Annotated in this window: 23 protein-coding genes, 2 pseudogenes and 1 riboswitch; of the genes and pseudogenes, 7 read left to right on the plus strand and 18 right to left on the minus strand. The window is 38.7% G+C overall.

Features of this window, described 5'->3' with window-relative positions; translation table 11 throughout:
• Window positions 1–62: 62 nt before the first annotated feature.
• Window positions 63–1,574, minus strand: coding sequence for a degradosome RNA helicase CshA (gene cshA / locus BkAM31D_RS22855; protein ID WP_066155107.1), 1,512 nt, complete (start codon window positions 1,572–1,574; stop codon window positions 63–65).
• A 206-nt stretch (window positions 1,575–1,780) separates the two neighbouring features.
• On the opposite strand from cshA, the gene BkAM31D_RS22860 reads away from it, so the two are divergent.
• On the plus strand, window positions 1,781–3,322 hold the full coding sequence (locus BkAM31D_RS22860) for an FAD-dependent oxidoreductase (protein ID WP_066155108.1): 1,542 nt from the start codon (window positions 1,781–1,783) through the stop codon (window positions 3,320–3,322).
• 53 nt (window positions 3,323–3,375) lie between these two features.
• Here the strand turns inward: BkAM31D_RS22860 and BkAM31D_RS22865 are convergent, their stop codons facing one another.
• From BkAM31D_RS22865 to BkAM31D_RS22890, 6 genes are all read right to left on the minus strand, one after another.
• Window positions 3,376–4,620, minus strand: coding sequence for a Glu/Leu/Phe/Val family dehydrogenase (locus tag BkAM31D_RS22865; RefSeq protein ID WP_371807213.1), 1,245 nt, complete (start codon window positions 4,618–4,620; stop codon window positions 3,376–3,378).
• Between the two features lie 319 nt (window positions 4,621–4,939).
• Entirely contained in the window at window positions 4,940–7,126 is a 2,187-nt protein-coding gene (locus BkAM31D_RS22870) for a DNA topoisomerase III (protein ID WP_066155113.1), read from the minus strand.
• A 231-nt stretch (window positions 7,127–7,357) separates the two neighbouring features.
• A complete protein-coding gene (locus tag BkAM31D_RS22875) occupies window positions 7,358–7,672 on the minus strand; it encodes a DMT family transporter (protein ID WP_066155116.1) in 315 nt (104 codons plus the stop codon).
• Window positions 7,672–8,028: a DMT family transporter gene (locus tag BkAM31D_RS22880; RefSeq protein ID WP_066155119.1), complete on the minus strand. Its 357-nt coding sequence runs from the start codon at window positions 8,026–8,028 to the stop codon at window positions 7,672–7,674. The genes BkAM31D_RS22875 and BkAM31D_RS22880 overlap by 1 nt, the downstream gene beginning before the upstream one ends.
• Window positions 8,029–8,089: 61 nt before the next feature.
• Window positions 8,090–8,186, minus strand: a riboswitch (guanidine-I (ykkC/yxkD leader).
• A 7-nt stretch (window positions 8,187–8,193) separates the two neighbouring features.
• On the minus strand, window positions 8,194–9,390 hold the full coding sequence (locus BkAM31D_RS22885; protein ID WP_066155121.1) for a class I SAM-dependent rRNA methyltransferase: 1,197 nt from the start codon (window positions 9,388–9,390) through the stop codon (window positions 8,194–8,196).
• Between the two features lie 249 nt (window positions 9,391–9,639).
• On the minus strand, window positions 9,640–10,539 hold the full coding sequence (locus BkAM31D_RS22890; RefSeq protein ID WP_066155123.1) for an SDR family oxidoreductase: 900 nt from the start codon (window positions 10,537–10,539) through the stop codon (window positions 9,640–9,642).
• Between the two features lie 173 nt (window positions 10,540–10,712).
• Here BkAM31D_RS22890 and BkAM31D_RS22895 point away from each other — a divergent pair, with 173 nt between their 5' ends.
• Complete coding sequence (locus tag BkAM31D_RS22895) at window positions 10,713–11,009, plus strand: DUF3817 domain-containing protein (protein ID WP_235820446.1); 297 nt, start codon at window positions 10,713–10,715, stop codon at window positions 11,007–11,009.
• A 96-nt stretch (window positions 11,010–11,105) separates the two neighbouring features.
• Here the strand turns inward: BkAM31D_RS22895 and BkAM31D_RS22900 are convergent.
• Window positions 11,106–13,516, minus strand: a pseudogene (locus BkAM31D_RS22900) (S8 family serine peptidase).
• 559 nt (window positions 13,517–14,075) lie between these two features.
• Here BkAM31D_RS22900 and BkAM31D_RS23850 point away from each other — a divergent pair.
• The gene (locus BkAM31D_RS23850) at window positions 14,076–14,231 is read left to right on the plus strand and encodes an anti-repressor SinI family protein (protein ID WP_157076826.1); all 156 of its coding nucleotides are present in this window, start codon (window positions 14,076–14,078) and stop codon (window positions 14,229–14,231) included.
• Window positions 14,232–14,386: 155 nt separating this feature from the next.
• The gene (locus BkAM31D_RS22905; RefSeq protein ID WP_066155128.1) at window positions 14,387–14,710 is read left to right on the plus strand and encodes a helix-turn-helix domain-containing protein; all 324 of its coding nucleotides are present in this window, start codon (window positions 14,387–14,389) and stop codon (window positions 14,708–14,710) included.
• A 97-nt stretch (window positions 14,711–14,807) separates the two neighbouring features.
• On the opposite strand, the gene BkAM31D_RS22910 is transcribed toward BkAM31D_RS22905, so the two are convergent.
• From BkAM31D_RS22910 to BkAM31D_RS22920, 3 genes and pseudogenes are all read right to left on the minus strand, one after another.
• Window positions 14,808–15,395 carry a DNA-3-methyladenine glycosylase gene (locus BkAM31D_RS22910; protein ID WP_066155131.1) on the minus strand — a complete coding sequence of 196 codons (588 nt, stop codon included), beginning with the start codon at window positions 15,393–15,395 and terminating at the stop codon, window positions 14,808–14,810.
• An 81-nt stretch (window positions 15,396–15,476) separates the two neighbouring features.
• Window positions 15,477–16,351: pseudogene (aguB, locus tag BkAM31D_RS22915) on the minus strand (N-carbamoylputrescine amidase).
• Window positions 16,352–16,367: 16 nt separating this feature from the next.
• Window positions 16,368–17,393, minus strand: coding sequence for an agmatine deiminase family protein (locus BkAM31D_RS22920; protein WP_066155137.1), 1,026 nt, complete (start codon window positions 17,391–17,393; stop codon window positions 16,368–16,370).
• Window positions 17,394–17,725: 332 nt separating this feature from the next.
• On the opposite strand from BkAM31D_RS22920, the gene BkAM31D_RS22925 reads away from it, so the two are divergent.
• On the plus strand, window positions 17,726–19,774 hold the full coding sequence (locus BkAM31D_RS22925; protein ID WP_066155140.1) for a triple tyrosine motif-containing protein: 2,049 nt from the start codon (window positions 17,726–17,728) through the stop codon (window positions 19,772–19,774).
• A gap of 66 nt (window positions 19,775–19,840) precedes the next feature.
• Here the strand turns inward: BkAM31D_RS22925 and BkAM31D_RS22930 are convergent, their stop codons facing one another.
• The gene (locus BkAM31D_RS22930) at window positions 19,841–20,272 is read right to left on the minus strand and encodes a GNAT family N-acetyltransferase (RefSeq protein ID WP_066155143.1); all 432 of its coding nucleotides are present in this window, start codon (window positions 20,270–20,272) and stop codon (window positions 19,841–19,843) included.
• 128 nt (window positions 20,273–20,400) lie between these two features.
• On the opposite strand from BkAM31D_RS22930, the gene BkAM31D_RS22935 reads away from it, so the two are divergent.
• Window positions 20,401–20,964, plus strand: coding sequence for a YpiB family protein (locus tag BkAM31D_RS22935; protein WP_066155148.1), 564 nt, complete (start codon window positions 20,401–20,403; stop codon window positions 20,962–20,964).
• Between the two features lie 56 nt (window positions 20,965–21,020).
• Here BkAM31D_RS22935 and BkAM31D_RS22940 read toward each other — a convergent pair whose 3' ends face one another.
• Both BkAM31D_RS22940 and BkAM31D_RS22945 read right to left on the minus strand, forming a co-directional pair.
• On the minus strand, window positions 21,021–21,491 hold the full coding sequence (locus tag BkAM31D_RS22940; protein WP_066155151.1) for a thioredoxin family protein: 471 nt from the start codon (window positions 21,489–21,491) through the stop codon (window positions 21,021–21,023).
• A 3-nt stretch (window positions 21,492–21,494) separates the two neighbouring features.
• Entirely contained in the window at window positions 21,495–21,917 is a 423-nt protein-coding gene (locus BkAM31D_RS22945) for a disulfide formation protein C (protein ID WP_066155154.1), read from the minus strand.
• 205 nt (window positions 21,918–22,122) lie between these two features.
• Between BkAM31D_RS22945 and BkAM31D_RS22950 the strand changes: the two genes are divergently transcribed.
• Complete coding sequence (locus BkAM31D_RS22950; protein ID WP_066155157.1) at window positions 22,123–22,389, plus strand: hypothetical protein; 267 nt, start codon at window positions 22,123–22,125, stop codon at window positions 22,387–22,389.
• 307 nt (window positions 22,390–22,696) lie between these two features.
• On the opposite strand, the gene BkAM31D_RS22955 is transcribed toward BkAM31D_RS22950, so the two are convergent.
• From BkAM31D_RS22955 to BkAM31D_RS22970, 4 genes are all read right to left on the minus strand, one after another.
• Complete coding sequence (locus BkAM31D_RS22955) at window positions 22,697–23,239, minus strand: NADPH-dependent FMN reductase (protein ID WP_066155159.1); 543 nt, start codon at window positions 23,237–23,239, stop codon at window positions 22,697–22,699.
• A 204-nt stretch (window positions 23,240–23,443) separates the two neighbouring features.
• Window positions 23,444–24,052: a hypothetical protein gene (locus tag BkAM31D_RS22960; protein WP_066155161.1), complete on the minus strand. Its 609-nt coding sequence runs from the start codon at window positions 24,050–24,052 to the stop codon at window positions 23,444–23,446.
• A gap of 131 nt (window positions 24,053–24,183) precedes the next feature.
• Entirely contained in the window at window positions 24,184–25,365 is a 1,182-nt protein-coding gene (locus tag BkAM31D_RS22965; RefSeq protein WP_066155164.1) for a ParM/StbA family protein, read from the minus strand.
• Window positions 25,366–25,745: 380 nt separating this feature from the next.
• A complete protein-coding gene (locus tag BkAM31D_RS22970) occupies window positions 25,746–26,954 on the minus strand; it encodes an ATP-binding protein (RefSeq protein WP_157076827.1) in 1,209 nt (402 codons plus the stop codon).
• Window positions 26,955–26,997 lie beyond the last annotated feature (43 nt).

Below are 26,997 nucleotides of genomic sequence, written 5' to 3' on the forward strand. Positions count from 1 at the left end.
TCCACCAAACGAAAAGGTCTCATGATGCCCGACATCGGGACCATAAGACCTTTATCATTTGATTATGCATTTTTAAACTTACGTTTTTGGCCGCCACGTCCACCTTGGCTACCACCTTGGCCACCGCCGCTGTAACGACGATTTCCACTACGCTCATCTTTACCGCGATAAGACGACCTACGACGATCATCGCGATCACGACGCCCACCACGATACGGCTTACCACTTCCACCACCATCACGGCGTTTCTTCACTCGTAAAGGTGCTTCTCCCGTTAGACGTACCGGTGTTGTATCAGGCTCTTTTGTTAGAAGCTTTAATGCTGCTGCTAAAGCTGTTGTTGCATCTGTTTCTTGTAACAGATCCTTTGCAGCTTTGCGGTAGCTATCCGCTTCATTAGAACCTACTAATGAACGTAATTGCTCAATTGCTTGTTCTTGTTGACCTCTTAGAGCTTCATCATAACTAGGTTTTGCAACCTTCGTCATCTTTTTCTTAGAAACTTGCTCGATCGTACGAACATGATCGATTTCACGAGGAGTCGAGAACGTTACAGCTAATCCAGACTTCCCAGCTCTTCCAGTACGTCCAATACGATGAACATAACTTTCTGGATCTTGTGGTAAATCGAAGTTGTATACATGTGTAACACCACTAATATCAAGTCCACGCGCTGCTACGTCTGTTGCAACTAGAACATCAATAAGTCCACCTTTAAATTTGCGAAGAACACTGTCACGTTTAGCTTGGTTTAAGTCTCCATGAATACCCTCTGCACGATATCCACGCTTAATGAGAGCTTCAGACAACTCATCAACACGACGCTTTGTACGACCAAATACGATCGCAAGCTCCGGAGAATGAATGTCCATAAAACGACTTAATACATCAAACTTTTCTTTCTCATGAACTTCTACGTATTGCTGTTCGATGTTTTCCATCGTTACTTCTTTCGCCTTCACTGCAATTAATTGTGGATTAGACATAAATTGCTGCGCTAGTTTCTCGATTCTCTTTGGCATCGTTGCAGAGAATAAAAGCGTTTGGCGTTCAGTTGGAACTTCTTTCAAGATTGTCTCAATGTCCTCGATGAATCCCATATTAAGCATTTCATCTGCTTCATCTAAGACAACCATATTTACTTCATTTAGACGAATTGTTTTTCGTCTCATATGATCCATTAAACGTCCAGGTGTAGCGACAACAACATGCGGCTTACGCTTTAAGTCATTGATCTGCTTACGCATGTCCTGGCCACCATACACGACAACCGTACGAACGCCTTTATGCTTACCAAAAGAAACGAGTGACTCTGCGACTTGATTCGCAAGCTCTCGTGTAGGGGCAAGGATAAGTGCTTGAACATGTGCTTCTTCAACATTAATTCGGTTAATTAGCGGAATTCCGAATGCACCTGTTTTTCCTGTGCCCGTTTGCGCTTGCCCAATAATGTCTTTTCCTTCTAATGCAGTAGGAATCGTTTCTGTTTGAATCGGTGTTGCTTCTTCAAATCCCATTTCTGTTAATGCTCGAACGACTTGATGATTCAAGTCAAAGTCATAAAAAGTTGCCAAATATATAATCTCCTTTATTGGTGATTTCACCATGTGTCAAAATTTAAAACATCTTTAATAATAACATGTCCTGCTTCACATCACAATATGTTTTCATTTTAACCCTTTTCTTTCTACTCTATAATAAAAATCTTGTCTATGATACATGCGATTCCCTTATTTGGTTACATTATGGAAAAAGAGTTCTCATTATTAGGAGGTACATAATGTCAGACGAATATAATTTAATGGATTCCTCAATGCCCAAGCAACCTGAGCCATACTGGCGTGATTCAGCTAACGTAGAACGTTATCCAGCTTTAGAAAACGACCTTGAAGTAGATGTCGCGATCATTGGTGGAGGGATATCAGGAATTACCACAGCCTATCGCCTTGCCTTAGAAGGTGTTAAAGTTGCACTTCTTGAAGCTGATGTTTTACTGAATGGAACAACGGGCCATACAACCGCAAAAGTTACCGCACAACACGGGGCTATTTATCATGAATTGATCACTCACTTCGGAGAAGAAAAAGCACAGCATTATTACGATGCACAAACAGAAGCACTAACCTTTATCGAACAGCTCGTTCAAGAAGAAAACATTGACTGTGACTTTTCAAAAGAAGATGCTTACTTATATACGACAACGAACCGCGGTCAGAGCAAACTTCAAGACGAATACGCCGCTTACCAAAAGCTCGGCATTCGAGGTGAACTTCTCGACTCGGTCCCTTTAAACAACGTTCCAGTAAAATCAGCTCTCGTTATGCGCAACCAAGCACAATTTCATCCACTGAAGTATTTAGCACACTTAGTTAAAAAGTTTGTAGAACATGGCGGACAAATCTTTGAGCATACAGTTGCTACTGATATTAAAGATGGTGACAAACCAATAGTACTGACTCAAAATGGCCCGAAAATCAAAGCAGGATCTGTTGTCGTTGCTTCTCATTTTCCTTTTTATGATGGAGGAGGTCTATATTTTTCAAGGATGTACGTCGAACGTTCTTATGTTTTAGCCGCAAAAGTACCTGAGCGAGAATGTCCTGATGGCATGTACTTGAGCATTGATTCCCCTTCCCGCTCTCTTCGTTATACGATGAGAGATGGACAAAAGCTTGCCATTATCGGCGGAGAAGAACATAAAACAGGGCAAGGAATCAATACGAGCTATCATTATGAAGCGTTAGAACAATATGGAATGGAACTTTTTAGCGACGTATCAATTGAATATCGCTGGTCTGCTCAAGATACAGTGACATTAGACAAAGTCCCTTACATCGGTAGAATTTCGCGAATGCATCATAATATTTTTGTTGCAACCGGCTATCGTAAGTGGGGGATGACAAATGGAACGATGGCAGGTCTCTTGTTGACCGACTTAATTCTAAAGCGAAATAACCGCTACGAATCGTTATATCGTCCGTCGCGTTTTATCGCTGACCCTAGTGTTAAAAAATTCCTTTCGCATAATACAGATGTGGCGAAACAACTCCTTAAAGGGAAATTTGATCAAAACGAGCGTCACCCTGAAGACGTTGGAAAAGATGAAGCTGCTATTGTTAGTGTAAATGGCAAACGTGCCGGAGCCTATCGAACTACAGAAGGTGAATTGCATGTAGTCGATACAACTTGTACTCATATGGGATGCGAAGTCCACTGGAATGAAGGTGACCGTTCATGGGACTGTCCTTGCCACGGGTCACGCTTTGCTCCTTGCGGCGACGTTTTAGAAGGACCAGCGAAAAAACCATTACGCAAAGTGTAACGAAATAGAGAAAGCCCGCTATGATCATATCGGGCTCTTCCCTATTAATATGATTAAACCCAACCTCTAAATCGAGCAGCTTCTGCTGTTTTTCTTACACCGACCATGTAGGCGGCTAGGCGCGGATCAACTTGATGCTTCTCGGCCGTATCAAGTACAGTATGAAATGCTTTGACAACTTTATCTCGAAGCTTTTCAGCTACTTCTTCCTCCGGCCAATAATACCCAAGATTATTTTGTACCCATTCAAAGTACGAGACCGTTACCCCACCAGAACTTGCTAGCACATCAGGAACAATCAGTATGCCACGCTCATGCAAGATTTGTGTTGCTTCTATTGTTGTTGGGCCATTGGCTGCTTCCACAACAACTTTTGCCTTTATCTCATGGGCATTCTCATCCGTAATTTGTCTAGAAACAGCAGCCGGAACTAAAATATCGCACTCGCGCTCTAGTAGCTCTTTATTTGTAATGGTATGTGCAAATAAGTTCGTTACTGTTCCAAATGAATCTCTCTTATCGAGCAAATAATCAATATCTAACCCATTTTCATCATATAACGCTGCATACGCATCTGAAATTCCAATAATCTTTGCTCCTTTATCAGATAAGATCTTGGCAAGATATCCACCAGCATTACCAAATCCTTGAATAATAATTTTTGCTTGCTCTAAATTTATTTCTTTTTTCTTAGCTGCTTCTTCAATACAAATCGCTACGCCATTTGCTGTTGCTGTTTCTCGACCGTGTGATCCTCCTAGTACAACTGGCTTACCAGTAATAAATCCTGGTGAATCAAACTCTCGAATTTGACTATATTCATCCATCATCCAAGCCATAACTTGGGAGTTCGCAAAAACATCTGGTGCCGGAATGTCTTTAGTCGGCCCTACTACTTGACTAATCGCTCGAACATACCCTCTACTTAAACGCTCAAGTTCAGCAAAGGACATTGTTCTAGGGTCACAAACAATCCCCCCTTTTCCTCCGCCATAGGGAACATCAACAATTCCACACTTTAAAGTCATCCACATTGATAATGCTTTTACTTCTTCTTCATTGATTTCAGGATGAAACCGAATGCCTCCTTTTGTTGGACCAACTGCATCATTATGCTGGGCACGATATCCTGTAAATACGTTTATTTCTCCATTATCCATTCGAACAGGGATACGAACCGTAAGCATACGTACGGGCTCTTTCATTAGTTCAAACATTGCATCGTTATATCCTAGTTTGCCCAAGGCATCTTGAACAACATCTTGCGTTTGTGCCAACATTCCTTTTTTTGTTTCCATTCCTTTTTCCTTCACAGCTACCATCAGTACTCACCTCAAATTATGATAATCACAATCTACTTTTTACTATGCAAAAACTAAGCCAACTTTAAGAGTGTGTTATTAATGAAGGAATTCCCTAGTTTTACGACTGAGATTTTTACAATTCATTGGTTTATATTTTTATTTTAGAAAAATATTTTTCTATTAGACAAAAAGACTATCCAATTGTCTTCTCCATTCCCTGACTAAAAGACTAGATCGAAAAAAAATCGCCTCAAAAGGTAACTCTGACCTTTTGAGGCGAACTTTCTATAAAGTTTGTATCATTCCATCCAGCTTACTCTTTCTTCAGCTTTGCTAGTGCGTCTGCTAATGCAGTGTTAGTGAATTCTTCTTCCTTCTTTTGCTTTTTCATATAATTAGAAACTTCACGCTTCGAAACTTTTTTATTCTGATTTTCTTTACGACGTTTTTGGAAGGTTGACATCTTTTCTCGATGACCACAAACACATGCAAATGTTTGCCCTTCTCCCTCACCCCATAACTCGAGTTTCTTCTTGCACTGCGGGCAGCGCGCATTCGTTACTTTAGAAACATTCTTTTTATATCCACATGTCGGATCTTGGCAAACACGCCTTTTCCCATGTTTTGAATTGACTTCTAGTAATAACTTCCCACATTCAGGGCAAGGGCTTCCCGTCACATTATCATGCTTGAACGTCTTCTCACTCTGTTTAATCGATTGAACAATATCCCCTGCATACTGCTTCATTTCTTTTACGAAAAGCTCCTTACTCAATTTACCCGAAGCAATCTGTTCTAGTTTCAGTTCCCACTCAGCCGTTAATGCTGGGGATTGCAAATCAGCAGGTACAAGTTCAAGAAGTTGTTTTCCCTTTTTCGTCAAATGCAAAAACTTGTCTCGCTTCTCAATTAAGTGAGTGTTTTCTAGTTTTTCAATAATATCAGCCCTCGTTGCAACGGTACCGATTCCTCCCGTCTTGCCTAGCGTATCTGCTAATTGCTTATTTTCACTATCCAAGTAGGCCATCGGACGCTCCATTGCCGCGAGCAGTGTGCCCTCTGTTAAACGCGCAGGTGGTTGCGTTTGACTCGAAATCACTTTCACATCAGAAAGCTTCAATTCCTCGCCAATCTTAACTTCTGATAAATGACTTTCCGAATCATCCATTTTATTTCCTGTTGCATCATCATGATAAGCAACCTTCCAACCAAGTTCAGCCATTCTTTCCCCTTTTGCTACTAGCTTCTCACCTGCTGCTGTGGCAGTAATCGTTGTTTGGTCATACTCATACGCATCAAAAAACACAGCTAAAAACCTTCTCACAACCAATCGATAGATTTTTGTTTCCTTTTCACTTAATGCAGACGGGCTTGGAGCTTGCTCTGTCGGAATGATCGCATGATGATCTGTTACCTTCTGATCATTAACACAAGATAATTGTTTCGTCGGCTTGATCCCTTTTAGTTGTGAGACGATTTTTCTAAATGGCTGTATATCACAAGCTTTTATGCGTTCTGTCAGTGTCTCAACCATATCACTTGATAAATACTTTGAATCCGTCCTTGGATACGTCAGCACTTTATGTTGTTCATATAACCGTTGAAGAACCGACAATGTCTCTTTTGCAGAAAATCCAAAGAGTTTATTTGCCTCTCTTTGCAGCTCTGTTAAGTCATATAAAGAGGGCGCAGGGGTTTTCTTTCGAGTTGTTTTCAAGTCGGTTATCGTCACTATCTCTTTAAGAATTTGCTCTTTCAGTTTTGGCGCCTTTTCTAAATTGAATATTCTTTTCTCGCTTGTTTTCTGATCGATCCAGTTAAAAGCTATTCCCTTTTTTGTATGAACTGTTATCTCATGAAATGGTACTGGTTTGAACGTTTGAATATCTTTTTCACGCTTAGCAATCATTGCAAGTGTAGGTGTTTGAACACGTCCACACGAAAGCTGAGCATGATACTTTGTCGTTAACGCACGTGTTCCGTTTATTCCTACATACCAATCAGCTTCTGCACGCGCAACAGCAGAATGATAAAGCCCCTCATATGCGCTTGAGTCTTTCAGCTTCTGAAACCCTTCTTTAATCGCACGGTCAGTTACAGAAGAAATCCATAATCGTTTTAACGGTTTGTTCACATGTGCTTTTGCTAAAATCCATCTAGCTACTAATTCTCCTTCTCGTCCTGCATCTGTGGCAATAATGACTTCTTTTACATCTTTTCGTTGCAGTTGAGCTTTAACCGCATGAAATTGCTTACTCGTTTGTTTCATAACAACAAGCTTTAAGTTTCCCGGAAGCATAGGTAATTCATCAAGATTCCACGTTTTATATTGCTCACCATAACTTTCAGGTTCTGCTAACGTCACTAAATGCCCTAAAGCCCACGTGACAATATACTTATCTCCTTCTATAAATCCATTGCCCTTTTTACCGCACTTTAACACGCGAGCAATATCCCGAGCAACAGAAGGCTTCTCCGCTAATACAACTGACTTTTGCATGTAAACATCCTTTCCAAACTTCTGATTCTTCCATGATAGCACCCACGGTAAAAAAAGCAACGAGTGAGAAATTGATTGGGAGAAGGGGGTTTTAATTTAAATGATTTAAGAGATTAAGGGCGGTTTTAGTAGCTCAGAGATGCAACGGTTACGCTCATTGCTTAGAGCTTTTGGAAAAGGCAAAGAACGCCCTTTTCAAAAGCTCTGTTCCACGTGAAACATTTCTGATTATTATGAAATGCTTTTTAGGCCGATGGCGGAGGTGACGATGAGGGTGAGGAAGAGGATTCGTTTCCAGTGCTTTGATTCGCCGAAGAATAGCATGCCTATGAGGACTCCTCCGCATGCTCCTATTCCCGTCCAAACTGCATAGGCAATCGCCATTGGCAGGACAGCCATGGCAAGGGATAAGAAGTAGAAACTTGAAGCAAAGGCTCCTATGAGCAAGATCATTGAACTTATTTTTTTCGTTAGGTGATATTGGTTGATCATTGCCACCCCGGCTACTTCAAATAAACCTGCAAAAATAAGATACATCCATTCCATTAGTTTTCAACCTCCTTTGATCCCTTTTTTTCTTCTGTTGTCATCTTTAATCCAACCACACCAATTAAAAGAGTGACAATGAATAGGAGAGCAATCGGTTCCAATGGGGCTGCAAAGATAAATGTATCTACTAATACAGTGCCAGCAGTCCCTAGGCCGACAAAAACGGCATACGCTGTCCCTACAGATAACCTACTACCAGTCCAAATAAGTAAATAAAAGCTTACAGCAATAGCAATAATCGTTCCACTCCACTCCGGTACCGTTGTCGCATACTTTAGTCCAACAACCCAACCTACTTCAAAACAAGCGGCGATGACGAGTAATAGCCATGCAATATTTTTTTGATTGTTCATGTATTTTCTCCTTTCTTTCATAAGAAAAAGCCCGAAACGTCCTATCATGAAATATGACAGTACCTCCCGGGCTTTTCTCCCTCCGTGTCCATAGCTGTTGCTATGTGCTTTCTCTCGGACCAGACTACTGAATGTACGGAACCCTAGAAAGCCAAAGAATTGATATTATTTTTTCAACTTAATGAAAACCACTTTCAAATAATCACCTGGACCAAAAGACTGCGTCGTTTTAAAGTCTTTTGGCAATGAGTATTGCTCGACAATCTCATATTGTTTGCCTTGTCTTTTGCAAGCTTCTTTAATAAACATATGAAACTTACTCATTGAAAATGTGCTACAGTTGGTTGAAGCTACAATTACACCTTCTTTTTCGGTGATCGCAATCGCCTCTTCTAATAAGCCTGTATAATCTTTTGCCGCGCTGAACGTATGCTTTTTTGATCTAGCAAAACTAGGTGGATCTAGAATCACCAAATCAAACCGTTTCCCTTTTTTCTTTGCAAACTTAAAATACTGAAACACATCCATAACAACAATATCTTGTGCTTCATAATCAACACCATTTATACTAAACTGTTCAATCGTCTTAGGCAAGCTTCTTTTGGCTAAGTCGACACTTGTTGTTTTCCTTGCTCCCCCAAGTGCTGCAGCTACCGAAAAAGCTCCCGTATACGAAAACGTATTAAGAACTGATTTTCCTTTTGAATAATGTTCTTTGATTCGTTTTCGGACATCCTTCTGATCTAAGAACACACCCGTCATAGGCCCATCGTTTAAATAAACAGCAAATTTAACATCATTTTCTTTTACTAGTAACGGAAACTCTCCTCGCTCTCCTTGAACAAAGTCATCATCTTCAACATATTGACCAGCTTTTGCAAATCGTTTCTTTTCATAAATCCCTTTAAAATTTATAATCTGTTGAAAAGCCTCGTAGATATCATCACGAAAGCTATAGATTCCTTCACTGTACCAAGTGAACACATAATAGTCTTCATAACAGTCAATTGTCAGCCCACCAATTCCATCTCCTTCACCATTAAAAAGACGAAAAGCAGTTGTATGTTCACTAGTTAAGAATTCAGATCTGTGCTCGATTGCTTTTTTTAAATGACTATTAAAAAAGGTCGTTTCAAGCTTCATATGTTGATCTTTCGTCAAAACCCAGCCAATCCCTTTGTTTTGTTTCCCATAGTATCCTTTACCAAGATAACGCTCTGATTCATCAAAAAGGTGTAAAATTGCCCCTTCATCAACTTTGGGCAGAGCTCTAACTAACGCCGTTTGTTCAATTAGTGGAAAACCTTTTCTTATTTTATCCGCTGCTTGCTTTTTGATTAAAACGTTTAATTCCGTGCGCATGTGATCCCTACTCAATTTTTATTTTCTTAAGCTTGTTCTCCCATTCTAACAATTGTATTAGTGCAATTTCTACTTTTACCTCTTATTTGTTACTTAGAAAAGAGCTTCCACTCAACAAGTCAGTTCACCCGACACTATATTTTATTAGTTTACCCAATTTCCTTATGATTCCACTTGAATTAAAAAAAACTGAGTCTAACTTATAACCCAGTTTTCTCAATCTGATTTTACTGACATTACCTCTCAAACTTACGAACCAATGATGTGACCTCCATTAACATGTATCGTCTGCCCAGTTACATATCTAGAATCATCAGAAGCTAAATACACAAAAGCAGGCGCAAGTTCAAATGGCTGCCCTGCCCGTTCCATAGGAGTATCTGTTCCAAAACATTTCACATCTTCTACCGTCATCGTCGCTGGAATGAGCGGCGTCCAAATCGGTCCAGGCGCTACAGCATTCACACGAATTTCCTGCTTTGCTAAAGATAAGGCGAGCGAGCGAGTGAACGTGATGATTGCGCCTTGTGTAGCGGAATAGTCAATTAATCTCTCATGGCCAGCAAAAGCAGTCACGGAAGAATTATTAATAATGGCATCTCCTGCGTTTAAATAGGGTAGTACAGCTTTACTCATATAAAAAAATGAAAAGATATTCGTTTTAAATGTTTGTTCTAACTGTTCACTAGATATATCTAAAATCGATTCACGAACAAATTGGATCGCCTGATTGTTTACTAAAATGTCAATTCTTCCAAAGGTGTCAATCGTTTGCTTGACTACTTCTGTTGAGGCTGATTCTTGACGAAGGTCAATTGCCATCGTTCTACATCTTTTTCCAATTTCCTCAATTCTCTTTTTAGTCGCCTCAGCATCTTTATGTTCATTCAGATAAACAATAGCGACATCGGCTCCTTCTTTTGCAAAAGCAATGGCTACTGCTCTGCCAATCCCACTATCACCACCTGTTACAATCGCTACTTTTCCTTTTAATTTTCCAGCTGGCTGATAGTTAGGATTTTCAGCAATTGGCTTAGGTGTCATCTTATACTCTAAACCAGGCTGTTGCTCCTGTTGCTGAGGGGGAAAAGCAACAGGCTTTTCCTTGCATTTTACCTCTTTATCATAATAGGGATAACTCGGGTACAACGATCTCTCTCCTTTCCTTCAGCAAAAAGCTCTTATAGCCTATTCCCTCTTTTTGTAAATGTGTGCCTAATCGTTCATTAATTGTTAATACATGTTTCCTTCTGTACTTGCTATAATAATGAAATAGATTTTCACTAAATAAACCATTGGAGTTGATTATCCTGAGTACATCATTGAAAGCTTTTCGAGTCATTGGTTTATTAGAAGGCATTTCATTTCTACTTCTTCTTGGAATTGCTATGCCGCTTAAATACATGTTAGACATGCCTTTAATGGTCACCTATGTCGGTGCTGCACATGGAGCATTGTTTGTCCTTTATATTGGAGCAGTTGTTCATATGAAAATAAGCGAGAACTGGTCTTACAAGAAAAGTTTCCTTGCGTGCGTCGCTTCCATTATGCCATTTGGACCATTCATTTTTGATAAGAAATTGCTACATGTAGAAGAACCGGTAACAAAAGGGTTTTAAAAAACTTCCAGTAAGAAGTGTTTTTCCAACGATACCCCTCTTGTAGTAAAAAATGGGCTGCTGAGTGAGGAACGTCTCACCAGCAGCCCATTTTATTTAATCCTCATTGATCGTCAATACTCCACCTGACAGTTCAAATTGATCGGTACCTTTTTTTGCATACGCATTAATTTGGTAACGGCCAGCTGTTAGCGGCTCGCCATCGATCATCATGTTCCAGCTAAAGCTGTGGACTCCACTTGGAAGATTCGTAGCTTGTGCTGGCTCAGATAATAACTCACCTGTATCAGCATTTCGAATGCGAAGGTTAAATTGATCCGCCCCGCCCGGTACATTTACCGTTCCAACTAAATTTCCGCCTGCAATTCCTAACGATAATCCAGAAAGCAACGGATAATCAGGCTCTTGAACAAATAAAATAGTCGGTACTTCGATCGTTTGCGCTCCATCGCTTAATAAGAAAGTACCTTCATAGTAACCAGGAGATAGCTTACTAGCATCTACTTGAACACCAAAGTTTACGTTTTGTGTTTGTCCTGGTTGGACTTGTAAATTATTGCTTGTTTGAACTTTAATGCCTTCATGACCTGTGAATTCAATCGAATATCTTTTGCGCTCATTAGATAAATTATGAATCGTGAAGCTTTGGCGTTTCACCTCTTTTTCTTCTTCATCTGAGAAGATACCAAATGAATGGCTTCCTGGAGTGACAAGTACCTCTGTATTTATCGCCTCTAACACACGAATGCTTCCAGCGCCTTGGCTATTATGGGGTAAAGCTCTCCTTCAATGTCGTATAAATTTTCGGCTGTGTTCATAAGAGCAGCTTTAACAAATTCAACACTCCACTCAGGATTTGCTTCTAAAATAAGAGCTGCTGCCCCTGCTACGTGTGGTGCTGACATGCTTGTCCCTTGTAAAGAAGCATAACCGTGTGGATCTTCTGGGTTATGTGTTGGTACTGTACTAACAATCGCCACCCCAGGAGCGGACACATCTGGTTTAATCATCCATGTGTTCATAACTGGACCACGCGATGAGAAGTTGGCCATTGTCTCACCGACCGGTTTCTGGAATTCAATTTCAAAAGAAACGGTTTGATTACCTGCTTCTAATTCGTCCAATAACTTCTGACCATCTTCTAATGTCGTCATAATCGTCGGAACAGCCAAACCAGGTATATTCGGTTGAACACCTGCTACATTGTTGTAAATAATGGCACCAACTGCACCTGCATTCTTCGCATTTATCGCCTTATCAACAAATGCAAATTCGCCACGACTGATTAATGCGATCTTCCCATCTACATCTTTTCCTTCAAAATCTTTTTCCCCACCAAGACCTACATCGACAAATTCAAACTCACCCTCGTTTAAGTTAAGTAGCGCTTCCTCTGAAGGATGACCCATTACCTCTGCACTTGGATACGATACTCCTTCTGTTGTTGAGATTTCAGCTGTATAGACGTTATATGGGAGTTGAGTAGCCCCGACCGAAATCGCTTCACGAGAAGTTCCTGGAGATCCGACTGTCCAGTTATTTGGACCACTATTTCCATTTGATGTGACAGCTACAACCCCTTCAGCCATCGCCCAATCTAATGCAATGCTTGTCGCAAAGTCAGGATCATTGGTTGAGTTTCCTAATGAAAGGTTCATGACATCAGCACCGTCTTGAACAGCTCGTTCAATTCCAGCAATAACATTTTCCGTTGTTCCACTTCCACCTGGGCCTAATACACGATAAGCAAGCAGTGTAGCTAGAGGAGCTACCCCTTTAATTTCACCATTTGCTGCAACTGTTCCCGCCACATGGGTACCGTGGTTTGTCGCTCCGCCACGTGGATCGCCAGGAGGTGTTTCTTGCGGGTCGTCATTGTTATCTACGAAATCCCAGCCCTTATAATTGCCAAAGTTCGCAGCTAAATCAGGATGAGTATAGTCAACACCTGTATCAATAACCGCTACTGTTACTCCTTCGCCTTTAAAGCCAGCTTCCCATGCCTCATCTGAACCGATGAATGGCGCACTATCAGCCATTGCAGGACTAAATCCTTCACGGTCTACTAGCTTCGCTTCATCTATTGATGTCACTTGATAGGTTTGATTTTCATAGACTGCTTTTACACCTTGTACAGCAGCAAGTTGATAAAGATCTTTTTCGGCAATATCGACTGAAAACCCAGAGAAGACATAATCATACTCTTGATTAACTTCAGCAGAAGACGCCACCTTTTTAAAATCTTGAATAATCGCACTACGTTCTGCTTTTAAACGTTGCTTTGTTTGCTTTTTCCCTTTATGCTTTGCTTCAACAATTGATTCCTCTTCAAGCTCTACAATAACCGTTACCATTTCTGAAGATGCTTCATCGACCTCTAAATGAAGATTTGCCACATTTGCCTTTGCCTCATTAGCTTGAGCGGTCGAACCAAAACTAACAAAACTTGAAATAGCTAATAGAAAAATTAGTGAATAAATAACAAATAAGTTAATCTTCTTCCCCACTGTCGAACACTCCCTTACTTTTTTAGTGGAAGAGTATTTCGAAATAGCAAAGCTCCCTCCTAACAACTCCATTTTCCACACCAACGGTGATAGAAATTCTCGTTTTATAACTAATAAACCTTTAAAATATTCAGAAATATGAAAATGATACTATTTACGAAATTCTCAGTGAGATTATTATATGTAGATAGGATTTTCGTCTCTATTGGGTAGTAGATCAGAAACAGGGATGTCCTAAAGTAAAAGAAGGGTTGTCCTTTTTTTACTCAAACGAAAAAGAAACATTTCATTCAAAACTCACCGTCAAAACTCATAGGAAAAAAGGGTTAAATTCAACATTAGTTTGAAATTCCCTAAAAAATATTACGAAATTACTAGTGACTAGTTGCTTTTCATTACGAATTTCACATATCACCATCATCGATCTATATAAAGAACAAAAAAGTCAAAAAAATTAAAAAAATGTCTTTATTCCGCCTTTTTTTCATATTATACTCAAAATAAATTCTTTAAAAAGAACGATCGTGTTGAGTTTTCACAAATAAGGGAGGATCTCTCAATGAGTAACAATGAAAATGACCTTGATAGTGGTTGGGTCGAACTGATAGTGGCTGCAAAGAAATTAGGATTATCGTATGATGAAGTGAAGGACTTTTTTCGGACAAAATCAATCGATCCTGCTTTTATTAAGAGTCAAATGACCGAGGAGAAATAAAGATAAAAGACTGTCATTTTGATGATATGCAACTCATTTTTACTACACTTTTAACCAGAGGTTTCTCCGTCCCTCCTCTTTTTAGTTCGGTTTACAGAACAACCTGATCACTGCTATAATCTTAATTATAAATTGGCAGAGAGGAACATTGACGTATGATTGGTGAGAGAGTTAAAAAGTTTCGACTAGAGAAAGGCTTCTCATTATCCGAATTGGCCGAAAAAGCTGGTGTAGCTAAATCTTACTTAAGCTCGATTGAGAGAAATATCCAGTCCAATCCCTCTATTCAATTTTTAGAGAAGATTTCCTCTGTACTCGGAGTTTCGGTAGAGGTTCTTTTAAATGAAGAGGAACATTATAAGAATGAACTCGATTCAGCATGGGTTGAGCTTGTTCGCGAAGCAATGGAATCTGGAATAAGTAAAGAACAATTTAAAGAGTATTTAGAGTTTAACAAATGGAAAAACAAACAATCGTAATAGATAGAGAGGGTGCCAATTATGGCACCCTCTCTACTTTCGTTTATCCATAGACGTTTAATTCCTTAAACAATGCATACTTAATTGTTTTCATTCTTTATCTTGATGTAAACTTACTGCCTTTTTCCCAAAAACGCCATGGATAATCTCTTGCCTCGCCACTGTTTTCAATTCCAATTCTTGGACCTGATTCAATCTCTTCTACTACTCTTCCTGGCGCTATGTAAAGGGGGCGTTGATAGCTTGGCAAACCGTAGTCTTCCTTTACAATTCCTAATGCTTTCGTTAACTTACCTGGTCCACTTGCTAAATCGATCATTTTTTTGTCAATGCCTCTTCTTTCTCGCATCAGTTCCACTCCGATAACCGGTTCAACGGCTCGAATTAAGACAGCTTCTGGCTTATCCACTTCCCCACTTACAATATTAACTAAGCAATGAGTATGCATCACATATGTGTAAATAGTACCTGCTGGACCAAACATTACTTCAGTCCTCTTCGTCCTTCTATTATTATAGCTATGTGCGGCTCTGTCTTCAGGACCTATATAAGCTTCTGTCTCAACAATCCAACCTCCGGCGATCCCTTCTTCTGTCTCTTTTATTAATTGTTTCCCAATTAATTCTTTTGCCAGTGTCAGCGTCGGTTTTTCAAAAAAGTATTGGTCTATTGGCTCTATGTCCATGACAACGTTCCCTCCTTGCACCTCATTATAAAAAACACACGACATCTTTCTACTACATGTCGTGTGTCCTAAAAGAGCAGGTTAAATAGTTAACTCACCATCATAAGAGGTAATAATTTTATACAAATCTGGTCTACGGTCTCTGAAAATGCCCCACTCAATTCGCTGAGCGTCTAATGCATCCAAATCAAATTCAGCCACTAATACAGCTTCTTCTTTGCGTCCTGCTTCCTCTATTTTATTTCCTTGAGGTCCAGCAATAAATGACGAACCGTAAAACGTAATTTTAGAATCTTCATCTTCTTCTACACCAATTCGGTTAGATGCCACTACAGGAACTAAATTGGATGCTGCATGCCCAAGCATACATGTTTGCCAGTGATCTTTAGAGTCAATTGTAGAATCGTGAGGCTCAGACCCAATGGCTGTTGGATAGAATAAAATTTCCGCTCCCATTAACACCATGCATCTTGCCGCTTCAGGGTACCATTGATCCCAGCAAATACCGACTCCAATTTTTCCATATCGTGTATCCCACACTTTAAAACCTGTATCACCTGGGTTGAAGTAGAATTTCTCTTCATAACCAGGTCCATCTGGAATATGACTTTTGCGATAAACCCTAACACTTCACCATTTGCATCAATGACTGCTAATGAATTATATCTCGCATTATTTTTCTTCTCATAGAAACTAATTGGCAGTACAACTTCTAATTCTTTTGCGACCTTTTTAAAATGATTGACTGCTTTATTCTTTTCTACTTCTGTAGCAAACGCATAGTATTCAGCCTTTTCTTTTTGACAGAAATAAGGCGTTTCAAACAACTCTTGAATTTGAATAATCTGTGCACCTTTGCTCGCTGCTTCACGCACAAGCTTCTCTGCCTGTTTTATATTATCTTCAGCACATCCGTAATTCCCCATTTGCGTTGCTGCAACTTTTACTTTTCTCACTATGTTCACCTCTTTTTCATTCTGCAATCATTTGCTGAGTCGTACAATGTACATTTCCGCCCTCTTTAATAACGGCCATGCCATCAATCGTTTTAATGATTCGGTCCGGAAATGTTGCTTGCAAAACCTCAATTGCTTTTTGATCCGTTTCCTTTGCAGCACCACCAAAAATAGGTAGAATAATCCCACCATTTACAAAATAAAAATTTAAATAGCTTAGTGTCAACCGACTTTCCTCGAAATGCACAGCTGGCGGCTGCTCAATCTCAATGATTTCTAACTTTCTACCTTTGGCATCCGTTGCATTTCTTAAAATTTCTAGGTTCTCTTGTGTAATTTGATAATTATCATCGTTCACGTCATGACAAACTTGGATAATGACTTTTCCAGGGTCTGCAAAACAAGCAACATTGTCGACATGACCGTCTGTTTCATCACCACTTAAACCATTCTTCAACCAAATGATTGTCTCCACATTTAAATAGTCTTTTAAATATTGCTCAATTAATTCTTTTGTTAAATCAGGGTTTCGATTGGGGTTAAGTAGACACTCTTCTGTCGTAATAAGCGTTCCCTCACCATCAACATGAAAAGAGCCTCCCTCCATTACAATTTGAGCATCAAATCGTCTAATATCATAATGCTCTAACACTTTTGGCGCAACTTCATCATCTAATTTCCATGGACTATACTTCTCACCCCAAGCATTAAAGACCCAATTAACCCCTGCAATTTCACCATCTTTATTTCGAACAAATGTCGGACCATTATCACGAAACCATGCATCGTTGTGTTCAATTGAAAGGACATCAACACGCTGATTGACAAATTTCTGCTTTAATAATTCGACATCTTTTGGATTGCTAATGATCGTAACAGGTTCAAATCCGGCAATTGCTTCAACTAGCTCGGTATACCCATCACATACATTTTTATAATCATCTGGATACACCATCGACTCTTGCACAGGCCATGAAATGAATGTGCGCTGATGTGGTGTCCATTCTGCTGGCATATAAAACCCTAACTCTCTTGGATACATCGTACATCTCTCACTTTTTCTTTATTAGAGCATGTTTGAAAAGAAGGATAAATTCCTCTTGTCGTGCTCTTGTCTACTCATTAAGAAACATCATATACCAAAGTGACTTCATACTCAAATGGAACTTTCTGACCAGAAAAAATGGGCTTATCCTTCATCAAAAAAAGGGAAAAAGGTGAAACGGAATCAAATGACTTTCCGTTTAACAAATGATTCCAAAAAAGGAAGACTAAAGTCGAAACATTTGCAACATTCGACTTCAGTATTCAACAAAATCCTATCACTTCTAGTCTTATAATTTTGTCAGATACTAATTGATACGGGGGTTCAAGATGAAAAAGCTGACGATCTTTCTTGTTTTTCTTTGTTCATTCTTTTTATTTAGCGAAACATCATTCGCTAATTCTAGTAATCAATTAATTATTATTAACAAAGCAACAAACCAACTAGCTTACTACAATAACGGAAAAATGATTAAAACGTTTAAAGTCGCCACAGGTAGACAAAGTAGTTATACACCTGAAGGGACATTTAAAATTGTTAATAAAATAAAAAATCGACCTTATTACAAAGCAAATATTCCTGGTGGCCATCCAAATAACCCATTAGGCGATCGCTGGCTCGGCATTAACGCCAGGGGAACAAATGGAACAACATATGCCATCCACGGGAACAACAATGCCGGTTCTATCGGTACGTACGCTAGCGCTGGCTGTGTTCGGATGTATAACGATGATGTCCGCTGGCTATTTGATCAAGTAAAAGTAAACACTCCTGTTGTAATTACGAGTACAAGTCAATCTTTCGAAGCAATTGCTGCTTCACATGGTTATAATGTTGGAACGAAACTAAAAGATGTAACCGTTTCAGTCAAGAGTCCACAACCGACAAATACATCAGTTCAAATTCAAGCTTCGACATCAAGTGGAAAAGACTCGCTATTTAAGTATTCTGTCTATGACGGAAAGAAATGGACGACAATAAAAGACTACACATCTAGTAAATCAGTAAAATGGAAGCCGACAAAAGCTGGGTCCTATAAGCTCAGAGTTCAGGCAAAGAGCAAAAACTCAAAGAAAAATTTCGATGATGAAAAAGTGATTAGCTACAACATCTTTACACCTGCATCAGTGAAATCCATCAAAGCCGACAAAACTAGCCCGCAACCGACAAAAACAAATGTTGCCTTGACCGCTTCAAGCAACAACAATAACAATAACTTGTTCAAGTTTTTAGTGTATGACGGCTCAAAATGGAAAACAATTCAAGACTTTTCTTCCAAAACGAAGGTCAATTGGAAACCACAAAAGGCTGGGTCCTATAAGATCAAAGTTCAAGCAAAGCATAAACAGTCAAAAAAGAAATATGACTCTGAAAAAACAATTAGCTATAAAGTTTTTGAACCTGCAAAGCTAACATCTTTTAAAACGGAAAAAGCTAGTCCTACTCCAGCTCAATCATCCGTTGAACTGACAGCGACTTCTTCTAACAACAAGGAACATCTATTTAAATTCCTTGTGAAAGACGGAGACAAGTGGAAAACAATTCAGGACTTTTCTTCCAAAACAAAAGCAAGCTGGAAACCAACAAAAGAAGGTTCTTATCAGCTTAAAGTCCAAGTAAAACATAAATCATCCAAAAAGAAATTTGATGCCGAGAAAGTAATGGACCACGTAGTCTTTAAGAAAGCAACGATTAATACAATTAAAACCGATAAAGTAAGTCCACAGTTTTCGAAAACTAATGTTGTGATATCAGCTTCTCCAGCAAGCAATAAAGATCATTTGTATAAATTCTCAATTCATGATGGAAATTCGTGGAAAACAGTTCAGAACTATTCAAACTCTTCTTCTTTTAACTGGAAGCCGTCACATGAAGGCCGCTTTAAAATTAAAGTCGAAGTGAAACATAAGCTCTCTAAAGAAAAATACGATGCTGTAAAAGAGATTGATTATTACATTAATAAGCCAGTCACGATTCAAGAACTAACTCCAACCGTACGCGAGCATAAGCCAGGTGTACCAGTAACAATTAGCGCAAAAGCCTCTGGCGGAAGCGACCTTATGTACCGGTTCGAACGACTTGATAACTCGAACTGGCAGCTGTTACAAGACTATTCAACGAATAATAGCTTTAAGTGGACCACCCCAACAGCAGGTGGCGACTATAAGATTCGTGTATTAGTAAAAAGCAAAGGAGCAACAAAGCATGATGCCTTACTAGAGAAAACCTATACCGTAATCGTCCCTAATGAAATCAAAGCTGAAACGATTAGTGAGGAACAGGCTAGCTTGGAAGATGTGGAGGAGGCAGAAGAACTAGATACCATTGAAGTAGATGTAGATGTAGATGTAGATGTGGATGAAGAAGAAAACGAATAAACACTTTAGGGGTGCTCAAAAGGTCAAACCTTTTTGAGACACCCCCTCTCTGTTTCACGTGAAACACTATATTGAACGTTCCATTAACGTTGAAACTTCGTAAAAGCCTAGCTTCTCATATAATTGCTTTGCATGATTTCCAGCAAATACATTCAGTTGTACTTTCTTGAAATTTTTCATTTTGAAATAGTTTAAAGCATACGTCATTAGATGTTTACCATATCCAAATTGTCTAAATTTGGGTAAAACAAACAACTCCAAAATAATGCCGGAAAGTTCCTGCTCGTGAGGTAGAACGTTTTCTCCGACCAATACCCATCCAAATATTGTTTGTTTGTCTCCAATCACATGATATTCACCATTATAAAAAGTCAGCATTTCGGCATTCATGTTCATATTACTTCCATCCATATACCCAACTGTAGCTTCGTTTTGAACGAAAGGTGCCCAGCTATGGATGAATGATAACTCTACTTGAGAAGCTTTTCTAATAAACATTCCGTCCCCTCCCCTCTTCTTTTGCACTATATTCACGCCGACACTAAGGCGTCATTGAAAAACGACAATTGATAAATTACTTGAGCGTGTTATGCTAGATAGAAGAAAGAAAAGTTAGGGTGATACATATGAACAATTGGATTTCCACTTCGGAAAAAAGCAGTTTTCTAAAATGGTTTTTGTCGGCCCACCAACTGAAACATAAAGATGCCAAAATGCTAATTGAATATTTGCTTAAGCAACATCCTATTCTAGAGAACTTAACCTTCACCAATTCCCTTAAACTTAATGAAAAAACGATCGTCATTTCAAGTATGCAATCTGATCAACCTGGCTTCATTTATTATAATGGCAAAAGAAAAACAGAAGATATCTCTAAAGCTCTTGGTGACTTAATGACCAACCCTGCAGATAAGGTATATATTCTTTTACACTTTTATGGAAAGCAAGCCAATCCGCGATACCAACAACTATTAGAGCCTTCCACTAACTACTTCGTTCGACACAAACAATTTCAAGAATATTCCAAAGAAACCAACCTTCTCATCGAAAAGGCTTTGATCGAACAAGAAATCAAAAATGTCCGAGAACAAATTGATGCAGCACTCGATCAAAACGATAAGCAGCTTTTTATTAAACTAGTAGAACGATTACAAGAATTAAAAGAACTCGAGAAAAAGCAGCATACGTAAAAACAGAAAAAAGAGCTTTAATGATCTGCTTTTGACCATTTAAAGCTCTTTTTTGATTAATTTAATACGATATTTTCAAAAAACTGTTCAAACTCTTCATTCTCAGCTGCTCCTACAATACGACCAGCTTCGTCTCCATTTTCATAATGGACAACAGTCGGCGTTGCTGTAATATCATACTGCTCCCAGCCATCTTCAAATTCTAATAAATTATATTGAACAAGGTTTACTTCTTTCTCGTCTGCTATCGGAACCAGCCTTGGAGTTGTTTCCTTACAGAATTGGCAAGTTGAACTATAAAAATAAACAGTTACTTCTTCTTCATCAGCAATAGACGTTTCTAATTCTTCTGGCAAAATGATGTTTTGATAATTTGGATCATCCATAATTTCGATCGTAGCCGGATGAAGCTGACTTTTTCCAAATGGGTTGCCTTCGGATTTCTGAGTTTGTTGCGCATTAGATACTACTACTAAAGCAACAAACAATAAAATAACAGCCCCACCAAAGATTAATATTTTCTTCATTCATTATTCCCCCTTTGCTTTACGTAAAATAACGAAACTACAAATGAATATAATCAAGAAAGCCGTTAATGCTAAAAATGGAATCGTTACAAAGCCAAACCAATTAATGTATTGGCCTGTACAAGGTACTCGACCACAGCTAGGTGCTGTCTCCGCGAAAAACGAAATTTTCTGAATCGCATAATGATAGCCTGCTAGACAAAAACCAATAAATGATAAAACGGCTGAATACATTGCCGCACTTGAATCTTTACGAATAACACCTATTCCTAATATAATTACTAGTGGGTACATAAGAATTCGTTGATACCAGCACAAAGTACAAGGTTCAAAGAGTTTCACCTCTGAGAAGTATAAAGAACCCAGTGTCGCAATCAAAGATGTAACCCAAGCAACCATCGCAATGTTTTCAATATTTTTCTTCATGAGCTCATCCTCTTATTTAGATCTATTCCATGCTTCATTATACATAAAATAAAAAAAGTAAGCTACTTATTAACTTTTACCAAGTTCCAATATTAACAATGTTCATATCCCTCTCACAATTCGGTTAAATAACGTTCAAAAATATCATTTATTTTAGATAAAAAAGTGACAAACGTACATATTAACAACGAAGGGAGATGATAGTATGAAAAACAACATATCTAGCTTACAAGCACAAAATGAAATCTTTCAAGCTCAACAATCCGTAGAACACGTTCAAAACGCAGTTAGTCAAGCAATGAGCCACCCTAATGAGCAGTTAATCCAACAAGCCAAACAATCAATTGAAAAGGCGGAACATGCTCTGCAACAAGCAGCAAGTTTTGACAACCAAGATGCCGTAGAGCTCGTTCGCAATGATTTGGAACAACAAAAGCAAGCTCTAAATAACATTTCCAACCAACAACAGTAACATCTAACAAACAAAGGGTGTGTCTCAAAAAAGATCCTTACCTGAGACACACCTCTCATTGAATTGTCCTATTCATCATGTGTAACGTGTAAATAATCACGTCCATATACCCAGTTTGGTCAGAACTATCTTTCAGGCTGAAATGATCGGATTGAAGCAGCCTACGCACATGACCACCATTCGTTCATTATAACGAAAGGATCTCAGACTTTTCTATCGCATCGATAAATAAATATACAATCCCTTGCATCTCCCTCGAAAAAGTAAAAAAGCAATGAAGAGGCGCAAACCCCTCCATTACTTTTTATTATCTTAATGATTTTAAAGCTCCACTCCAAGCATGAACTTGATCTAACATCGCCTCAACATTATCTAGATGAAGATCCGCCGGCTTGAACACACTCCCGTTCTCAAAATCAGTAAATAAAGATAACGTAGGGTGCACTCGTACATCAGCGATCATTAACTCACCCATAATCCCACGCAGATGTTCAGCCGCCCTCGCACCACCAGTAGATCCATAACTTACGATACCAGCCGCTTTATTATTCCAAGCTTCCCTAGCAGAATCAAGTGCATTTTTCAGAGCTCCTGTAATGCTATGGTTGTATTCCTGAACAATGAAAACGAACCCATCAAGACTAGACAACTTTTCATTCCAAGCTGCGATCCCAGGTTCTTCTCCTGTACCTTCTCCCAATAGCGGCAACTCAAAGTCTGCAATATCTACAATCTCGTAATCAGCATCTTCACGCTTATCAGCAATCCCCTTTACCCATTCGCCTACTTGAGGACTTACACGCCCTTGACGTGTACTTCCTAAAATAATTCCAATCTTCAACTTTGACATTCCTTCGTCTCCTCCTTTAAACCAACTTCAAAGTAAGCATATATCCGGATTTCATTTCGTGGAAGTAGGCACTTTAAAGTTGCATAGTATACAAAACGATACCTTCTCAAACCAGTTTTTAAACCTCATTTTTCTCCATAGTAGTATCCCTTTTAAATATAGAAAAGGCTCAAGCGAAGGTTACACTTCTCCTGAGCCTATTACCTATTTATTTAATTGCGCCAAGAAATCCCCTAATAAATCTTCTCCACTTTCTTCTTCCTCTTCCTTAGGCTCTTCTCTTGAAGCTGCAATTTCTTCACTGGCTGTACCCCAGTCAAAGTTCATAAGGTCATCTTCAAAATCATCACTTTTCTCGCCCTCTGATGGTGTTACCTCTTCAAGCAACGAATGATCCTCTTCGTTACTTTCCTCATTCTCCATTATCGGTTGATGCTCTTGTAAATAAAGAGCTTCTTCGATATCTAGAGATTGGCTGTTTAGCGACGCTAAGACTGACGTGGCCCGAACAGGATCACAAAGAAGCTGATAGATAATATTTCCAAGCAAAGCTTCGGAGTGGGAATGCTTAAGCCAACTACGTTGCTCTTTGCTAAGCTGCCGCGGTATAGGAATGGTTACCGTTTCTCGCTCTTTTGCCAGGGAGTTACTCACACCCTCTAGAGCAAACTGTGCAATCTTACTAGAAAAATTTCTCCGCTCTGTTTCTTTAAGCTTTTGTAATTGTTTAAGAATGTGATCAGGTGTATCAGAAGGAAGACGGAATGTTATCGCCTGCCCTCTCTGTATCTCATTCGTCCCCTTTTTTACCATAAAATCACCCTACTAGTTTTATAGCTACTGAAAAAGCCTACCACCTTTTTCAGTGCCTCGTTTATAAAGCAATGTCTTCCTCACCGCCTAGAGGTTACCGAAAAAGGTTGAAGCTAGCTTTTTGTAACCTACTAGTTTTTTACAGCTTTTTTATCTGCTTCTTTATTGTTTTCTTTGTTGTTTTTACGATCAAATGCAGCAATTAACTTATAGTAAGCATTCGCCATCATCCAGATGCTTTCTTTCTCATCTTCAAAGAAACCAATGTTATATCCATCCAAATTGTTATTTAACGTTGTTAAGTAATCCTTTAACACCATCGCACCACCACCAACGAAATAAGCAATTTCCGTTTGCGAATTCTTTTGCCATACATTACGCAAATGACGATATTGCTTCTTGGCAAGTTCTAGCAAGATGCGATCCGTAATATCATGGACGCTTGTCCGACTACCTTTGACCATGATGTGGTTACGATCATGTTTTTTCGTTAAAATTTCTACTACATCTCTACGACTATCTAACTCTACACCATGTTTTGTACGAATTTCTTCACGAATCGCCTCTAATGATTCAGACACACCAAGGTTAAACCCTTGCGCTTTATCATCATCAACATTGCGATTTTTAACAACAGCAATATCCGTTGAAAGACCACCGATATCCTGAATAATGATTTGCTTGTCCACTAAATCTCTATTAATAATAGTAAGGTTATTATCCATCACTAGATTAATATACGCAGCAAATCCCTCAGGATACACTTTCAATTGATCAAACCTAATATTAACTTTTAGACCTTGATACTTAGGTGTTACTAAAAATTCAACTTGGTGAACAGAGCTCAATAAACGAGAACGGTACCCTACATCTTTTCCTTCCTTCACTTCACGAAGAGGAAGACCTGTCCCTAGCGTGTAATTTGCATCAATTACATTATTCGTTTTTTTGAAAAGCGATCCATTCTCTTCTCTAACTGCATCTAAAGCTAATGTCGCAAATAACATTACAAGCGTTTGGTCCTCTTCTGACTTACTGCTTCCAGGATCCAACTCAGAAGGATTGTCACTTTTTGTAGCTAAGTTTCCAACTCGATAGATAACATTGTTCTCCTTTAACGCTGGCGAGTGAACACGAATATGTATTCCATCCAATGGATCTTTGTCATTTAAATCTTCAATCCCTATCACAGGACGATCTTCTGTATCTCTAGCAATCACATTAGGGATATTTAATTCGAAATCTGTTTTTCCAAATAAAGCTTTAACTGAATCATTTCCAACATCAATTGCAGCAATTCTACTTTTACTCATAATTAATTACCACACCTTCCGGACGAATTTTCAGGGGATAAAACTAGTTTTTCCCACATACTAACAGATTATTACAGACCGCTAGATTCGTCAATCACCCTTTAGTTGTAAACATGCACGTATACATGTATACATTTTCGTGTACATGTGTACAATTAGGTAAACATACTGACACAACAACATGTATACAACTTTGCACACATGTACACTTTTATGTATACGGTCCGTGTACATTATGTAAACATGTATACATTATTGTATACATGACCTTTTTTCCTATTATTTCTTTGCAACTATTCTCCTCTTCTCCTCCTTCATAAAAAAGAGCGATTCAACGAATCCACCGTTTTAATCGCTCTTTTATATAGGAACTCCCCTATTCACTTAGAGACAGAAGGAAAACATATCGTTGCCTTCGTTCCTTTTCCTTTCTCGCTCGAGAATTGTAATGTACCATTGTAACTTTGAACAATGTTTTGACAAATCATTAGACCTAACCCTGTACCTTTGCTTTTTAAGGAGTAAAATAAAGAGCCAATTGAATGGAGTTCCTCCTTACTCATTCCTTTGCCCTGATCAATGACATCAATGATCACTTGCTTTTTCTGTTCTCTTGCCGTTATTTGAATGATCTCTCCACTAGGAGACGCTTCAATTGCATTTTTAATTACATTAATCATTAGTTGTTTAAATTCCATTGGTGTGCAACTCACATAACACTTCTGTGCACGGACATCTATCATAATATTATTAAGCAAAGCAAAAGAGTCAATAATGTCAACGACATCATGCAACGCCTCTTTTATGTTTATTCGAACCGTATTTCTCCCCTCTTTTGGATTAGCAACAGATAAGAAATCAGTGATAACTGTTTCTGCTACCTTTAATTCTTCTAACATTAATAAGAAATGCTTTTTTTTCTCTTCTCCTAAAGAGTGATCATGGGAATACAATTGAATAAATCCTTTAACAACCGTAATTGGGTTTCTTATTTCATGAGCAACAGCTGCAGCTAATTGTCCTGTCGTCTTCATCCGTTCTGTTTGTTGAATTTGTTCAAAGTACATTTGCTGTTTCTTAATCCGTGTATAAGAAAGATAAAAAATTAAAAAAAACACAGCCTGACTAGCAAAGAAATTAAAAATATTTCCTTCTAGGTCAGAATAGAGATATTGATACACTTGTCCTTGGTCAATTAAAGCAACATAACTAAATATCATACTCAGAAAAAAAACATTCAGAGCTAGAGATAAATAAACCAATCTAGGTAGAAAGAATAGAATCGCTATACCAGGAAGAAAACAGACTAACACTAAATTTGATGACGTTTCTGGATAGACAAGTAACAAAGTATAAAAGTAAACAAAGGCTACTAAGACCATCGTTGTCTTCATGGAGTTCGTTTCACGCTTAGGATAAACCCACAGAAGCACAATTCCTACAAGAACAATGAATGAATGCCAAATCAACCCCCACCCTACTCCATCTTCGCGCCAATATAAAGGCAATGCGCCAAGAATCATTAGGGTTGAAAGAATGGCAATTGACATATGATAAAACTTCAAATTAGAGCTATGTAAATCCTTCAATATGTAACATCCCTTTATTAGTAAATAATATAGCTCTAGAGTA

It is taken from the genome of Halalkalibacter krulwichiae (assembly GCF_002109385.1).
GTDB lineage: Bacteria > Bacillota > Bacilli > Bacillales > Bacillaceae_D > Halalkalibacter > Halalkalibacter krulwichiae.